The 14,595-nt window shown below is 50.9% G+C and carries 15 protein-coding genes and 1 riboswitch; of the genes, 11 read left to right on the top strand and 4 right to left on the bottom strand.

Annotation, left to right across the window (positions count from 1 at the left end):
- Positions 1 to 14 precede the first annotated feature (14 nt).
- The 10 genes from CZ225_RS14860 to CZ225_RS14900 all read left to right on the top strand — a co-directional run bounded on the left by CZ225_RS14860 (position 15) and on the right by CZ225_RS14900 (position 10,778).
- A complete protein-coding gene (locus tag CZ225_RS14860) occupies positions 15 to 698 on the top strand; it encodes a hypothetical protein (RefSeq protein ID WP_004301298.1) in 684 nt (227 codons plus the stop codon).
- A gap of 14 nt (positions 699 to 712) precedes the next feature.
- Positions 713 to 1,378 carry a hypothetical protein gene (locus CZ225_RS14865; RefSeq protein ID WP_008759633.1) on the top strand — a complete coding sequence of 222 codons (666 nt, stop codon included), beginning with the start codon at positions 713 to 715 and terminating at the stop codon, positions 1,376 to 1,378.
- A gap of 24 nt (positions 1,379 to 1,402) precedes the next feature.
- Positions 1,403 to 2,233: a M23 family metallopeptidase gene (locus tag CZ225_RS14870; RefSeq protein ID WP_004301296.1), complete on the top strand. Its 831-nt coding sequence runs from the start codon at positions 1,403 to 1,405 to the stop codon at positions 2,231 to 2,233.
- Between the two features lie 23 nt (positions 2,234 to 2,256).
- Positions 2,257 to 2,538 carry a hypothetical protein gene (locus CZ225_RS14875; protein ID WP_004301295.1) on the top strand — a complete coding sequence of 94 codons (282 nt, stop codon included), beginning with the start codon at positions 2,257 to 2,259 and terminating at the stop codon, positions 2,536 to 2,538.
- Between the two features lie 8 nt (positions 2,539 to 2,546).
- The gene (locus CZ225_RS14880) at positions 2,547 to 4,346 is read left to right on the top strand and encodes a hypothetical protein (RefSeq protein ID WP_004301294.1); all 1,800 of its coding nucleotides are present in this window, start codon (positions 2,547 to 2,549) and stop codon (positions 4,344 to 4,346) included.
- A 27-nt stretch (positions 4,347 to 4,373) separates the two neighbouring features.
- Positions 4,374 to 6,635 (top strand): MutS N-terminal domain-containing protein, encoded by a 2,262-nt coding sequence (locus tag CZ225_RS14885; RefSeq protein WP_004301293.1) that lies wholly within the window; start codon positions 4,374 to 4,376, stop codon positions 6,633 to 6,635.
- 12 nt (positions 6,636 to 6,647) lie between these two features.
- Positions 6,648 to 8,204 (top strand): glucosaminidase domain-containing protein, encoded by a 1,557-nt coding sequence (locus tag CZ225_RS14890; RefSeq protein ID WP_004301292.1) that lies wholly within the window; start codon positions 6,648 to 6,650, stop codon positions 8,202 to 8,204.
- A gap of 20 nt (positions 8,205 to 8,224) precedes the next feature.
- Complete coding sequence (locus CZ225_RS23920; protein WP_192923087.1) at positions 8,225 to 8,389, top strand: hypothetical protein; 165 nt, start codon at positions 8,225 to 8,227, stop codon at positions 8,387 to 8,389.
- A gap of 86 nt (positions 8,390 to 8,475) precedes the next feature.
- Positions 8,476 to 9,084, top strand: coding sequence for a hypothetical protein (locus CZ225_RS14895; protein WP_005944254.1), 609 nt, complete (start codon positions 8,476 to 8,478; stop codon positions 9,082 to 9,084).
- A gap of 5 nt (positions 9,085 to 9,089) precedes the next feature.
- Complete coding sequence (locus CZ225_RS14900; RefSeq protein ID WP_004301287.1) at positions 9,090 to 10,778, top strand: zincin-like metallopeptidase domain-containing protein; 1,689 nt, start codon at positions 9,090 to 9,092, stop codon at positions 10,776 to 10,778.
- Positions 10,779 to 10,838: 60 nt separating this feature from the next.
- Here the strand turns inward: CZ225_RS14900 and CZ225_RS14905 are convergent, their stop codons facing one another.
- The 4 genes from CZ225_RS14905 to CZ225_RS14920 form a co-directional block, all read right to left on the bottom strand.
- Positions 10,839 to 11,213, bottom strand: coding sequence for a hypothetical protein (locus tag CZ225_RS14905; protein WP_004301285.1), 375 nt, complete (start codon positions 11,211 to 11,213; stop codon positions 10,839 to 10,841).
- An 11-nt stretch (positions 11,214 to 11,224) separates the two neighbouring features.
- Positions 11,225 to 11,482, bottom strand: a complete 258-nt coding sequence (locus CZ225_RS14910) for a hypothetical protein (protein WP_004301283.1) — start codon at positions 11,480 to 11,482, stop codon at positions 11,225 to 11,227.
- Positions 11,479 to 11,946, bottom strand: a complete 468-nt coding sequence (locus CZ225_RS14915; protein WP_008759631.1) for a hypothetical protein — start codon at positions 11,944 to 11,946, stop codon at positions 11,479 to 11,481. Before CZ225_RS14915 ends, CZ225_RS14910 begins: the two co-directional genes overlap by 4 nt.
- Positions 11,947 to 12,370: 424 nt before the next feature.
- Complete coding sequence (locus CZ225_RS14920; protein ID WP_004301275.1) at positions 12,371 to 12,853, bottom strand: hypothetical protein; 483 nt, start codon at positions 12,851 to 12,853, stop codon at positions 12,371 to 12,373.
- A gap of 420 nt (positions 12,854 to 13,273) precedes the next feature.
- A riboswitch (cobalamin riboswitch) is annotated at positions 13,274 to 13,465 on the top strand.
- 159 nt (positions 13,466 to 13,624) lie between these two features.
- On the opposite strand from CZ225_RS14920, the gene CZ225_RS14925 reads away from it, so the two are divergent.
- On the top strand, positions 13,625 to 14,593 hold the full coding sequence (locus CZ225_RS14925) for a DUF4465 domain-containing protein (RefSeq protein WP_004301268.1): 969 nt from the start codon (positions 13,625 to 13,627) through the stop codon (positions 14,591 to 14,593).
- Positions 14,594 to 14,595: the final 2 nt, after the last annotated feature.

Raw genomic sequence — 14,595 nt, forward strand, 5'->3', positions numbered from 1 at the left:
AAACGGAACTGACAATGAAACGGACGATTTGGATAGGCATCTTATTGTTGTGCATCGGCATCGGCAAGGCACGGGCGCAAAACGACCCTGTACTGGCCGGAATGATCCTGCTCTATACCGACAAGGCGGAAAAGGAGCTGAAGAAACAGGAGAAAGTCATGCTGATGCAGACCACCGGACACCTGTGGACGAAAGAGGAAGTGAAAGCCACGACCGACCTGCAACGGGAGTTCAACAGCTATCTGGACTCTTTCCGGTCGATAGTCTGCTACGCGGCGCAGATATACGGTTTCTATCACGAAATATCGAAGCTGACGGATAACATGGGTGACTTTACCAGACAGGTGAGCCGGAACAGCTCCCATGCGTTGGCCGTCGCCCTCTCCACGCAACGAAACCGGATTTACCGGGAACTGATCATGAACAGCGTGGAGATTGTGAACGACATCCGCATGGCGTGCCTTTCGGACAACAAGATGACGGAGAAAGAGCGCATGGAAATCGTATTCGGCATCCGTCCGAAGCTCAAGATGATGAACAAGAAACTGCAACGGCTGACCAAGGCGGTGAAGTACACGACAATGGGCGACATCTGGCGTGAAATCGACGAGGGAGCACGTCCGGTGGCCGGCAAACGGGACATAGTGGAAGCTGCCAAGCGACGCTGGCGGCAGATTGGAAGAAATGTAAGACCTTAAAAAACAGACAATGTATGGGCGTTTGGAGTACACTATTGAAATATGGCGGCAAGGCCGCAAAAGGTGTCGGTACGGCAACGGCGGCTACCGGCAAAAGTATGGGTAAGGCAGTGCTGCACCCTTCGCAGACCTTGCGTGGTGCAGGACAGGCAGTCAAGACAGCGACTATCGGCGGTGCGGTCGGTTATGTGGGCTGGGAGAAGCTGACCACCGACAAAAGCGTGGTGCGTATCGTGAGCGATGCCGTTGTGGGCGAATCCGTCACGGATACCATTGCAGGCACGGCGGACGGCGTGCGTGAACTAACGGGCAAGGCCGGAGAAGCCGTCAGTTCGGTCAGCGGTGCGGTAACCGGCATCGACAACAAACTGAACGGCGTGTCGAACTTTTTGCGACAGGCCTCCGGTGGCGGAGGTCTTGATATGTTCGGCAACTTTTTCCGCAACCTTGGCAGCGGCAACGTGTCAGGGTTGAGCATCGCCGGACTGGTTGCGGCGGCGTTCCTCATATTCGGACGCTTCGGCTGGCTGGGCAAGATTGCCGGCGCATTTCTCGGCATGATGCTCATCGGCAACAATGCGGGTGTCTTCCGCACGCCGGAGACAGAAAACGTGCAACGTACCCGTACACCTGACTTTTCGGCAGGGGAACAGGCACATGGCGGAGGAATGAGAAGATAGAATACGAATCAAAATGGAAACAGCATGAAATATACAGAAGAAATGATCCTGCAATCCGATAGCGGTTATTGTATGCCTTTCGAGGAACAGCAGGGCAAAGACGTGGAGCTGTCGCTCGGCTACGGCGAACAGACCGACCCGGTGACGGGCGAGAAATTCTTTCATCACGGCATTGACTTCAACGTGCGGTGCTATATGCTTTCCGCCCTTGCCAGCGGCATTGTGTCGGGCGTGGGCAACGATTCCGGACACGGCATCTGCCAGACCATCCGCTACGGGGAATATGAGGTGACATACGGAAACCTGTCCAATGTCTTCGCCCAATTCGGACAGCGTGTAAAGGCCGGACAGACGGTAGCTTTGAGCGGTGACAAACTGCACATGACCGTCCGCTTCAAGGGCGAGGAACTGAATCCGTTGGAATTCTTGACAATGCTGTACGGGAATATCCAGGCAATGCGTCAGGCCGGCGGACACGAAACCGACTATCCCTCCGGTGTAGAGATGGAACTGGGAACCGATTATGACCGGGATAAGAGAGAGATAGAGGAACTGATGCTGCGCTTCCTGCCGCACTATATGGAGGATTTGCGGCATGGAGCATACACCTTGCCCCGAAATACGGAGCAGTCGCTACGCCACATCTTCACGGTGGGTGCGATGAAGGAGTATTTCTACGAGAATATGCCGAGCATGGCCAATCCGCTCGGACTGGGACATAAGGCCATGCCGCTGGCCTGCAAGGTGCAGAACCTCCTGATTGCGGATTTCCTGCATTACCTCGCCCTGCGGCATGATGTGTACCTCTCCACTGCGGGCAGTGACATAAAAAAAAACTCCATGACGAAGCCCTGACCTATGGCGGCATCATAGACCCGTTGGCGGAACTGGACATCGACATACAGAGTTTCGACATACCGAGGCTTGTCACGGTCTATCCCGACCGGGCGGGTGTGCGCTGGTGGACGAAGGCATGGTTCAACAACAGGGAAGAGGGCGAGACATCCGTCGAAATCGAACGGGAGCAGGCGATACGGTTCATGCAGGACAACATCGAAAAGGACGCATGGCTGGAAGAGTTCTTTCCCCGGCAGATGGAGGTTTACCACAACGCCATCGAGCAGACGAAAGAACAGTTATTGAAACAGATAAATATATAATACACAATATGGATGGAATCAAACATAGCCGGCAATTCGCAGAAATGGAACGCCTCGTGAGCGACTATTTCCACTGCCACCTTGCGCCCGTCATGTCGAAGACACAGGCTTACCTCACGAAGAAACAGGGCGAGGAAATGAGGGAGTATTCCACCTCTTTGGGCGGCATACTCAGCGCGATGGCGTCTGCGGCACAGCCGATGGGCGACCCGTACCAGGTACTCAAGGTCACGGGCGAATGGAACTCGAAGACAACGGAGGACTATATCGGAATGTGCAAGGCGGAGATTACCGGCTCCAAAGAGATACAGCAAGACCTCGCATACATGGCCGGGCAATGGCGCGATACTGTCGTGCAGGAAATCGGGCGCAAGCGTTACGATGAACTGTCGGAACAATTAGGCGGCGACCTTGCCTATGCCTATATGGACTACCGGGTGGAGGAACTGATGATCGACCGGCTGGTCAAGGAGCGTATGCCGAAATCGTCAGCCGACTACATCATCCGCAAAGCCGCAGAATCAAGCCTGCTTGGACTTTCGCAGACCTTCAACCGCTCGCCGCTTGCTGTGGAAATCGAGGCACGGGGCGAAGCCGCCTACCGTCCGAAAGGATGGGAAAAAGGCGCGGGTCGGGTACTGGGCGCAACGGCAGATACCGTGATGATGGGAGGCGTGGGTTCGTGGGCAACACTGGCGAAGTTTGTCGGGGCGGACGTGGCTATCTCGGCAGTCGCCTCACGCTTCGAGCCTGAAAAGCCTGATACGCTTTCTGTGGAAGAGTGTATAAGCAAAGGGGTGTTCGGCAGCGAACGGAACGTATTTACGGACTTCCGCAAGGAGGCTGCAACGGTACAGACGGGTGACAGTGCGCTCATCGTGGCCGCCAACGAGCGGTTGAAGAAGAAAATACCGGTGATGGATTTCAGTTTCCCGAAGTGGATGCAGACACCAAAGTTTACCCCTTTCCAAATGCCAGAAATACCCGGACACCCTGAAAAGAAGAATGAACGTGCCGAACGGTACAAGGATGTGCCGCTGGTCGTCGCTCCCGGACAGGAAGAAGCCTATTTGAAGCATTTGGAGAAATATAAGAATGCAACGGCTGTAACTGCCAAAAAGGAATCAACGCAGCCGGAGACGGAACAGAGGGAAAAAGTGGAGAAAGAGGAACGGCAGGTGGTTATTCCACGTGAGGAAGAAAAGCAAGAGAGAGAGGCTGTGCAGACCAACACGAACGGATGGAGCGGATTGCTCAGTACGTTGGGATTAGAGGGATTGGGCGATATCACGGGCAACCTCGGATATGTCATGGCCATGCTGCCCGACATCCTGTTGGGGGCTTTTACCGGCAAGACACAATCGTTGCGCTTTGGGGACAACCTGCTGCCGATAGCGAGTATTGTGGCCGGTCTGTTCGTGCGTAACCCGCTGCTGAAGATGCTCCTTGTCGGTCTGGGCGGCGCAAACCTGCTGAACAAGGCGGGACACGAGGCTTTGGGGCGACCCATGCCGTCCGCTGCCGAACAGACGGAGAACCAGTACCGCCGTTATCCCGATGAACCGCTCAATCCCCGTATTGTGAACCCGGTACTGCAAGGCAGTACGCTCATCGCCACGATAGACCGTGTGCCTTGTACCATCCAGCTCACGCCGACCGTCGCGGAGGCTTACCGTGCAGGGGCATTGCCGCTGAACACGCTGGCGAACGCCGTGCTTGCCAAGAGCGACCAGTTGCGCCATATCGCTTCGCAGAATTACGATGACGGACAGCGGGAAACGGTCGTGCGTACACGGGGCATCCAATAATTCCATGAACAATAAAAGCATGATGATATGAAAGAAAAGTCGCAAATCGAGAAGAAAGCCGAGGCAAGGCAGGCGGAACTGCTGTCTGCCGCACTGAGCGGGGCGTCGAACGCTGGCGGCCATTGGCTCAACGTATCGGGCAAGGGATTTCCCCGGCTCTATCCGCAAGGGGTCTCGGCCAGCCCGTTCAATGCCCTCTTTATGGCCTTGCATTCGGACAATAACGGATGCAAGACCAACCTGTTCACGCTTTACAGTGAAACCAAGGTACGGGGTGCTGCGGTGCGGGAGCATGAGCAGGGCGTACCGTTCCTGTTCTATAACTGGAACAAGTATGTCAACCGGAACAATCCGGATGAGACCATCGACCGTACCGCCTATCTCCAATTGGACGAAGAGCATAAGGCACAGTTCAAGGGTGTCCACAACCGGGAGATCCGCACGCTTTTCAATATCGACCAGACGACGTTGCCCTACGTTGACAAGCCGGCTTACGAGGATGCGGTAAAGCAGGATGGCAGTGTTCAGGAAAGAGGATATACCGAGGCGGACAACCGCAGGTTGCGCACCCGGTTCAACGACTTTCTATTGAAGATGCGGGACAACCTCGTTCCCGTGCGCTCGGACGGTAGCGGAGTTCCTCATTACGAGACGGACAAAGATGCGGTCTATATGCCGCGTCAAAAGGATTTTGAACATTACCACGATTATATGCAGGAAGCCTTGCGGCAGATCGTGAGTGCTACGGGGCATCAACAGCGGCTCGCCCGTGAAGGCATGGTCATGAAGAACGGCGTGGCCCCGTCGGAGGATGCGGTAAAATATGAAAGGTTGGTCGTGGAACTGGCTTCGGGTATCAAAATGCTGGAACTGGGACTGCCCGCCCGTCTGTCCGATGCAAGCCTGAAGACGGTGGATTACTGGTGCCGGGAGTTCAAGGAAAATCCGTGTATGATGGACGCTCTCGAAAGCGACGTGAACAATGCGCTTGATGTTATCCGAAAAGCGGAACGGGGCGAGAAAATTGAGTACGCCACCCTGCGAAACAGACGGCAGACCACGACCATGCAGGAACAGATGCACAAGCATTACTTTGTGGCGAATGAAATCCGCCAGCACCCGGACAAGGCGGCGAAAAGCATCGTCCTCGTCATAGACCGGGAGGCAAAATCGGCAGATGTCATTTTGCCGGCAGGAGCTTCGACCGAGGCGAACAACGAGATTCCCGGCATGAACAAGGGACGTATCGAACGGGCATTGCAGAAAGAGGGTATCGAGCAGGTGCGTTTCTATAATACTGACGGTGCATTGGGCTACAGACCCGATGACAGCTATTTCAATGAAAAAATGGTGACACTGGCCCGGTTAAGGAACTACACGTTGGAAAAGCTCTCCACGCTGGACGTGTCGGAGGCGGTCAGACGGGCGAATGAGGTCGGGTTCGATGCCGTGCAGATGATTCAGGACGACAAGAACCGTTGGGCACTCTATATCAAGCCGGAAAACAAGGAGGGGTACAGCGTCTATCCCGATAAGGAGGATGTGAACCGTTTTTTCTCCACGCTCAAGCAGGCGATGGACAACATCGACAAGGTACGGATGGAGCTGGCGCACAAGTATTATGCACTGGCGGAGGTCAAGCCCGACCTGAAAGTGGATTTGTTCGGCAGCGATACGCCGGAGATTGACCTGAACCGTATTCAGCGTGTTGCCATCTTCAAGACCAGGCAGGATGGAATCCAGTGTGTGGCAACCATCGACGGACAAAAGCTGCAGCCCCGCAGCGTCACTCCACAGCAGTGGCAACGGATGTGGGTGGCGGAAGACCGGGACGGCTACAAGCGGCATTTGGCGGCCACGCTGTTTGCCGATGTGCTGCAAAAGGGACAATCCGTCGGGGAACAGAAAGCGGAAGAGCAGGTACGGCAACAGAATGAGACGGTGCCGGAAAATCGGTCGGAAGAGACGAATGATGAAAATATGTCTCCGAAACGGCAGTTTTGGGACAACCTCAAGGAAAAGCATCCCGACGCCCTGTATCTGATTCGTGCAGGAGAAGTGTACCGGCTTTATAATGAGGATGCGGCAAAGGGAGCAAAAATACTGGGAATTACGGTCAAGGAATATCCGGAACATGGATTTTCGACTTTCGCAGAGTTCCCAAGGACGCAACTGGACAGCTATCTGCCCAAACTTGTCCGTGCCGGTGAGCGTGTCGCCATCAGTGAGATAGAGCTACAGGATAAACGGCAGGACGAGCAGGAAACACATAGGGGTATTCATAGATAAGGAGTGACGATTATGAGCAAGAATCAGGAATATGCACTGCAATACGCGGATTATGCGATGGCACAGATGCGCAGGTATGGCATTCCGGCTTCCGTCACATTGGCGCAAGGCATACTGGAAAGCAGCAACGGACAGAGCCGTCTGGCGAGGAACGAGAACAACCATTTCGGCATCAAGGCGACACCCTCGTGGATTGCCGGAGGCGGCAAATACGGAATCTACACCGATGATAAGCCGAATGAAAAGTTCTGCAGCTATGACAGCGTGGGTGATTCATACGAGCATCACTCCCGCTTTTTGAAGGAGAACAGCCGCTATGCCGGTTGCTTCAAACTCTCCCCGGACGATTACAAGGGCTGGGCACAAAGCATTGAGAAAGCCGGTTACGCCACAGGCGGCAAGTATGCCGAGAACCTGCAAAAAATCATTGAGCAGAACGGCTTGCAGAAGTATGACAGGCAGGTGATGCAGGAGATGGCGGCACAAGGCAGGCAGTTCGGGGTAGAACACAATCCGCTCCAGACCTCCGAAGGTGCGGAACATGGAACGGGGTATTCGTTCCCGGTGGAACGGGAGGAATTTCTGTTCATTACCTCTCCGTTCGGAACACGGCAAGACCCGTTGGACGGCACAAAGCAACAGATGCACAAGGGCGTGGATATACGTTGCAAAGGCGATGCGGTACTGGCTACGGAGAACGGCGGCAAGGTCGTGGCGGTAAACCAGAACAAGAATACGCCCGGCGGCAAGTCGCTGACGGTGGAATATGCCCGGACGGACGGCAGCAAGGTACAATGTACCTATATGCACCTCAAGGAGATTTCCGTCAAGGTCGGCGATACGGTACAGGCCGGCGGACGGCTCGGCACATCGGGCAATACGGGAACACGGACGACCGGGGAACATCTGCATTTCGGTGTGAAGAATATCTATGCCGACGGGACGAAACGGGATATAGACCCTGCGGCGTATCTGGCTGAAATCGCACAGAAAGGACATATCAAATTGCAAATGCTGCACAACGGGAATGACCTGCTCGCCAAATACAAGGCGGCGGAAGATACCGTGCCTGAAAAGAACCTTTCGCCCGACGGATGGATGAAAAAACTCCTTTCGTCGGAGGATAGCGGTGTGGGAATGTCGGGATGCAACGACCCGATTGTGGAGATGGCGATGACCGCTTTCGCCTCCCTGATGCTGCTGGCCACACAGATTGACAACCGGAACGAAGAGGAACAGAAGGCGATGATATCCACCGCGATGGATCTTCGTACCATCGACCTGAAGCCGTTGTTGCCGAATATGAAGAACTGCGACCTGACTATCGGCGAGAACGGCAAGGCCATTCTGAAAGCGGACAATGGGGAACTGCGTGTCTCGCGGGAGCTGACCGCTTCCGAGCTGAACCGGTTGTCTGCCACGTTGAACAACGGCACACTCACGGAAGAGACCAAACGGATGCGTGTAACCGGTATGCTGAATACGGTTATCCTGTCGGAAGCGGCCTCACAGAATTTCGAGCAAGAGATGTCCCGGCAACAGGGACAGACGGAAAACCTGCGAAGATAAAGGCATGGCGATATGGTAAAATGCGTGATGATACAGCTATGCAAATGTCTGGCGGGAGTCTCCATCCTTGCGTTGCACGTCCGGTTCTGCTACCTGCTGTTGGGGTGGATCGGGACGCTCGTTGTCGTGGGCGTGCAATTAGCCATCGCCGGATGGATGGTCTGGGCGATGATACGTGCGCCTGACTGACCGTACCCTCCAACAGTTCAACATCAATCAACCCATGTATCACTTGTCGGATGATCCATGTATCATTAAAGACAAAAAACAGATGATTAAATGTAATGTTACGGTATGCGGCGTTATCGGCCGCGATGCGTCGGTTCGCAAGAACAGAGAGGAAAAGGAGTTTATGGCATTTCCGCTCCGGGTACAGATTCCGGCAACGGGTGGACGGCATACTATCGAGGTGGATGTCCGCAAGGAGTGCAGTCAGGAAGAAGCCACCGGTTATCGGAACGGCTCCCGTGTGGAAGTGAGGGGTACGATGTATCTCAAACGCCGGGGTGACAAGCTCTATTTCAACCTGTTCGCCGATGAAATCTGCAATGCCGCTACGGATGATGCGGATTGCGTCAAGGGTGAGCTGGCATTTCGTGGTAAAGTCGGCCAGAATATCGAGGAGAAAAGGGATAAGAAAGACCAGCCTTATACGGTGTTCTCGGCGTTCAGTGCGGAGAAGGTCGATGACGGCTTCGAATACCAGTGGGTGCGCTTCTTCTGTTTCGGCAAGGAGCGCGATGCGTGGCTACAGCCGGGTATAAAGGTGGATGCCATAGGTGAAATGAACCTGTCGGCACATAACGGGAAAATCAATCTTTCCTGCAAGGTGGAGGAACTGACGCAATATGTGGCGGATTCGTCTAACTATAATCAGTAAGTAATATGGCCGGTTACAGAAAGAAGAATGCCGACGGACCGAACAGCGAGGACAAGGCTCTCGACCTGTTCGCCGAAATGATGATCGAGAAAATCGAGGGCATTCAAAAGGACTGGAAAAAGCCTTGGTTTACCGAGGGTGCGTTGCAGTGGCCTCGCAACCTTCACGGGCGCGAGTACAACGGGATGAATGCTTTTATGCTGCTTTTGCACTGCGAGAAAGAAGGGTACAAGATTCCCCGTTTCTGCACCTTCGATTGTGTTCAGAAGCTCAATAAGTCCGGCAAGGATGGAGAGGAACTGCCGCGTGTCTCCGTGCTTCGTGGCGAGAAGTCCTTTCCGGTCATGCTCACCACGTTCACTTGTATCCATAAGGAGACCAAGGAGAAAATCAAGTATGACGATTACAAGAAACTCTCCGATGACGAAAAGGAACAGTACAATGTTTATCCGAAGATGCAGGTTTTCAGGGTCTTCAATGTTGCGCAGACCAATTTGCAGGAAGCGCGACCGGAGCTGTGGCAAAAACTGGAGCAGGAAAATTCGCGTCCGGCAATCGAGGAGGGCGAGCATTACAGTTTTGCCCCAGTCGATACGATGATAAGGGATAACCTGTGGATTTGTCCGATTACGCCGAAATATCAGAATGACGCCTACTATTCCATCACGAAGAATGAAATCATCGTGCCGGAAAAGGAACAGTTCAGATCGGGAGAATCGTTTTACGGGACACTGTTCCATGAGATGACGCACTCGACCGGTGCGGAGGGTGTTCTCGATCGGTTCAAGCCGACTACCTTCGGTTCTCCTGAATATGCCCGTGAGGAACTGGTGGCAGAGTTAGGTAGCGCACTGGTCGCACAGCGTTACGGCATGACCAAGCATATCAAGGAAGAAAGTTGTGCATACCTCAAAGGATGGCTCGATGAGCTGAAGGAATCGCCGCAATTCATCAAGACAACGCTCCTGGACGTGAAAAGGGCAACCTCGATAATTACCCAGAAGGTGGATAAGATAGCGCAAGAACTGGAACAAAATGTCGGCGAGAAGCAGGAAAACGGAGCGGCGGCAAAGGAGAAGACATTTTATTCCTCTGTCGCGTATCTCCAATTTTCGGATGACACGAGGCCGCTTGACGAACTCCGGGAGAAAGGCGATTGCGAGGGATTGCTGACGCTTGCCAAGGAGTATTACGACGGCAACGGCATCAACGAACAGCATACTTATTTATCAGCCACGAACAACAAGGGTGACAGCCTAATTGCCGAGGATGAGAATTTCGCTGTCGTGTACAACGGGAGTGTCGGGGGAACCTACGAGGTGATGTTGAAATTCACGGAGCAGGAAATTCGCGACCATATCCGGCGTTACGGTGTCGATATTGCCGGAGAGACGATAAAAGAGGTTGCCAGGGAGATGGCGGCGGAACAGTTCTCCGCTTTGGCGCATCAAAAGATTCCGGCCTTCGAGATGCCGAACGGCGACGTGCTGTATGTCGAATATAACAAGGACTCCGATATGCTTGATGTCGGGCAGCCCACCAATGCCGGGCTGGTCGCGCAGCATCGTTTCCCTTACGACCACAATATCGGGTTGGATGCCAACCTGCAAGCCGTGAACGAGAAGCTGAACGAACTGGAAGAGTATCGGGCAGAGCTACAAGAGGCTGAATACAGCGTCGGTATGCGCCGGTAAGGATGGAAAGAAAAAGATGCGGAACCGGTTGGCTCCGCATCTTTTCTTGTTTTCGGTTTTTTATTCTTTCAGTAAATCATCCATCATGGACTGCAAATTTGCCATGTCACAATATTGGTTATATCCTCCTCTGTAGTCTTTTGCGTGTTGGGCTGTCCGTATCAGAAACGAATCAAGTTCAACTCTTACGCCGCCGCCCATTCGGGCTAACGTGGAAGAGTGACTGATGTAAACGAACTTGCCGTTGCGCTCGATGAAACATGAGGTATCATAATGTCCTTTTAAGTTGGATGCCACCTGTGCACCGACCGCCGTTGCATATTTGGAAATCTCACGTACCAATGCTGTCTGGAAACTGCGATACTCTTTTGAAACATAGCCTCCTGCATCTGCAAGGATAGCGTTCTGCCATTTGGTATAAAAATTCTGTGCCATATTGATATTTATTATTCGTTCCGCAAATAACTTTTCCACTTCTCGCCGTCAATGGTCAGTTTGCCCATTTCCCAATCGTATTCCACTTCCGGTATATTGGTATAAGGGAAATGAACGGTGTAACCTATCTGTCCGTAAGAGCAATGCAGAGGGGTAACACAAATCTCCCAACCGAAGTAAAGTTGCGGTGTGCAGTATTTCCGCCAGTTGAAACGACCTGCGGCAATATTGCCGCAAAGCCGTTTTAAGATTTTGTCTTCGTTTGTCATTCTGTACCTCCTTTGCTGAGTATGGTGAGTTGTCCGGGACGGTCTGGGAACCAATAGGCATCACTGTCGATATATACGCATCTACCGCCATTCCAAGGCTTTCTGAAAGCTAATACTTCTTTGGGGCCAAATACCACCCCGTAGTCGTTAGTAAACGCCACCATATCGCCTACAGCCAAATCATTGTCTGTTTCCATGACTTCGGAAAGACGGTTGAAAAACTCCATGCCCTCGGCTTCACGCTCTTTTTTCCAGCGCAAAAATTCCTCTTTGTGGCTTCTCGATGAGCCAATAGGTGATAGCTCCGATGCCAAGACTTCAATCTCTGAAGAACCTGTTGCGATTAAAATAATACTGTCGCTATCCACTTTTTCGGGAGTTGAGATAATTCGACATTCTACATCGTTATCGGCAGTGTGCCAATAAAGGAGGTTGCCTTGCTTGATGAAATCGTACTTGCTCATTGTCTTTTGATTTATTGATTTTTTATTTCCCTTTTCTTGAAGTCTTCTGACTTCGCCCAAAAGGGTTGTTTTCATGTGCGTTCCAAACGGGGGATACAAGAACGACGGACAAGGAACCTGCGATGAAATTTTATGAAATACCGTTATCTCCGATTACGGAAAGTTGTCATCAAATTTTATTTCAGGTAGCGATAGCGGTACTTGAACCATGTTCGTCCACCGTACCTTTGCACACGAAAACAAGCCTGTGGCGTATGTCGGGGTAGTGAAGGGATTATACCCTTAAAAAAGGAATATACCGGCAGTGAAACCGGTGGCGGAAGCTCTGCAGAGCATATTTATAAAAGTAACCGGTGAGCCTGTGCAAAAAAGAGAGTAACCACCCGCCTCAAAAGCGGGTGGTTGCCAATGTTTCGGACAAACATCAGAAGTGGTAATCAACAACTCCTCCGATGTAGAGTATCGTTCCCGGTTCAAGCCTACAAACAAACTCCATAAACGCAAAGGACTGTTCGGCAAAAGATTGGCAGCCGTCGCCATCCAAATAGAAATGATAGGCGACATCCAACGGATTTTCCACTGCCTGTTTGAGATAATAGGTCGACCCCCATTCCAACATATTATCTGCCGTAAGAGCATCCGCTCTCTTTTTGATATTGGCGACATACTCCTCTTTCCATTGCTCTATGCCACCATTATAGCGCATGGTGTCATCGGATATAAGCTCGAACATTCCGTTGGGTAAGGCATAATTGACCAAATTGGCAATATCCTCTTTACGGTTTTCCTCGTCTATTTCTGAACAATAGTCATAGAAGCTCCCGTCTCCTTGCTGGAGTGTGTCCTCATTCAGATAGTTTTCTTTGTCTATCGGCTCCGTTGAAATTTGAAAAATCCTGCTGTGCATAATTGTAAATTTTAATTTGTTAAACTTTTTATTTCCCTCTTCTTGAAGCTCTTTCGGCTTCTCGTTGGGGAATGATTTTTATGCAGGACTGACAGACGGATCGAGGCAAATAAGACAAGTGAACGGCGGGCGGATTTTACGGAATACCCCAATCTGCGATTTGCGGAAGGCTGCTGTAAAATTCGCAAAACGTTAGCATTTGCGGCTCTTGGCAATTGACCGAACGCTGTACCTTTGCATAAAAATCACCCGACAGGAATTGCCGACATAAGGGGAGAAGACGAATTAAAAAATAAATGATTGGGCAATGGCATATCGTTATTCGCAACTAAAAAATGGTAGAAAGAGTACATTTTTATATTCATAAAAGCTGTTATCAGAAAAAAATGGAGAAAAAAGAAATTATATAAAAAATAACTCTTAACTTTGCACCAGTTAAGTTTCCTATCGAAGTGTCGATTGGAATTAAAAGGGAATCCCGGTGAAAATCCGGAGCTGTACTCGCAGCTGTAAGTCCTATTAAAGTTTATCGCACTCTTTGCCACTGGTGAAAGCTGGGAAGGCGCGATAAGCGGGATGAGCCAGAAGACCTGCTTGATAAGATATGATTTAGTGACCACGGGATAATTGGCATTAGATCAAAATGAACAGAGGCTCATCCAAAGACCACCTGTATTCTTTTTGATAACCGGTTTCTCATTCGTTGCAAATCTATCGCAAGGAAAACGAATGTGTAATTAAACTTTTTGTTTAACTTTTAATACTTGAGTTATGAAAAAGAATTTTAGGTTTATGGCAATGGCCGTTGTAGCAATGGCCGCCACAGTGTTCACCGGATGTTCGTCCGACGATGACTTCCTTACTCCGTATGAAGAAAGTGCGATTCAAACCCGCGCAACACCTAACCCCGATGGAACGACTACCATCACGTTTGATGATTTTGCCTCTTCGATGATGGCTATGACAACTTCCTACGGTGCTAATTATTATGGAAATGTGGGTTCGTATACCCAAGTAAAAGAAATTGCTGATCCAGATGGAGTGTTCATGTCTGAGATTAACACTGTGACTAATAATTATGGAACATTCAACAATTTCTCTTGTGGTGGATTAGCATTGTCTAAATGGAATTACCGTACCAATCCATCTTCTGCCGAAGGAATTACGATTACCGGTGATACCATACCGAGTGATTGGTGGTATTCCTATAACAATCAAATGAGTGTTTATGATACGACTTCTGTTAATGGCTCTAACGAAGGTGCAGGTCATAGCGGAAATAATTTTGCTGTTGTTTATGGTTATTCTGATGAATATAATACCGAATGGATGGCTCAACCCGAATTCTATTTAACAGGCGAATATACTCTAAAAGGTTTATGGTTCTGTAATTCATCATATACCTATGGTGTAATCATGCATGGTAATAAATTCGGCGCATCCGGTGTAGCTACTCCGCTGTCAGCACAAGTCGATGCAGGCGGAAACCATATTGGGTATTTCCAAGTTGAACTTGAATGTTATGATTTTGCTGGTAATAAGTTAGCTACATACACCAAGGTATTAGCCGATTATAGAAATGGGAAGAACGAAAATCCCGTTACTACATGGACATATTGGCCTATTAATCAAGCTGGAGTAGGATTTGTGAAATTTAACTTTTCAGGTTCCGACACAGGAGAGTATGGCTTAAATACCCCTGCATACCTCTGTATTGATGATATTGTTTTTGAAAACTAATT

The organism is Bacteroides bouchesdurhonensis (assembly GCF_900155865.1).
GTDB classification, from domain to species: Bacteria; Bacteroidota; Bacteroidia; order Bacteroidales; family Bacteroidaceae; genus Bacteroides; species Bacteroides bouchesdurhonensis.

Bases quoted from the DNA above. Each gene is read 5' to 3' on its own strand.
- CZ225_RS14860 (WP_004301298.1), top strand. From the start codon at position 15: ATGAAACGGACGATTTGGATAGGCATCTTATTGTTGTGCATCGGCATC.
- CZ225_RS14865 (WP_008759633.1), top strand. From the start codon at position 713: ATGGGCGTTTGGAGTACACTATTGAAATATGGCGGCAAGGCCGCAAAA.
- CZ225_RS14870 (WP_004301296.1), top strand. From the start codon at position 1,403: ATGAAATATACAGAAGAAATGATCCTGCAATCCGATAGCGGTTATTGT.
- CZ225_RS14880 (WP_004301294.1), top strand. From the start codon at position 2,547: ATGGATGGAATCAAACATAGCCGGCAATTCGCAGAAATGGAACGCCTC.
- CZ225_RS14885 (WP_004301293.1), top strand. From the start codon at position 4,374: ATGAAAGAAAAGTCGCAAATCGAGAAGAAAGCCGAGGCAAGGCAGGCG.
- CZ225_RS14890 (WP_004301292.1), top strand. From the start codon at position 6,648: ATGAGCAAGAATCAGGAATATGCACTGCAATACGCGGATTATGCGATG.
- CZ225_RS23920 (WP_192923087.1), top strand. From the start codon at position 8,225: ATGCGTGATGATACAGCTATGCAAATGTCTGGCGGGAGTCTCCATCCT.
- CZ225_RS14895 (WP_005944254.1), top strand. From the start codon at position 8,476: ATGATTAAATGTAATGTTACGGTATGCGGCGTTATCGGCCGCGATGCG.
- CZ225_RS14900 (WP_004301287.1), top strand. From the start codon at position 9,090: ATGGCCGGTTACAGAAAGAAGAATGCCGACGGACCGAACAGCGAGGAC.
- CZ225_RS14905 (WP_004301285.1), bottom strand. From the start codon at position 11,213: ATGGCACAGAATTTTTATACCAAATGGCAGAACGCTATCCTTGCAGAT.
- CZ225_RS14910 (WP_004301283.1), bottom strand. From the start codon at position 11,482: ATGACAAACGAAGACAAAATCTTAAAACGGCTTTGCGGCAATATTGCC.
- CZ225_RS14915 (WP_008759631.1), bottom strand. From the start codon at position 11,946: ATGAGCAAGTACGATTTCATCAAGCAAGGCAACCTCCTTTATTGGCAC.
- CZ225_RS14920 (WP_004301275.1), bottom strand. From the start codon at position 12,853: ATGCACAGCAGGATTTTTCAAATTTCAACGGAGCCGATAGACAAAGAA.
- CZ225_RS14925 (WP_004301268.1), top strand. From the start codon at position 13,625: ATGAAAAAGAATTTTAGGTTTATGGCAATGGCCGTTGTAGCAATGGCC.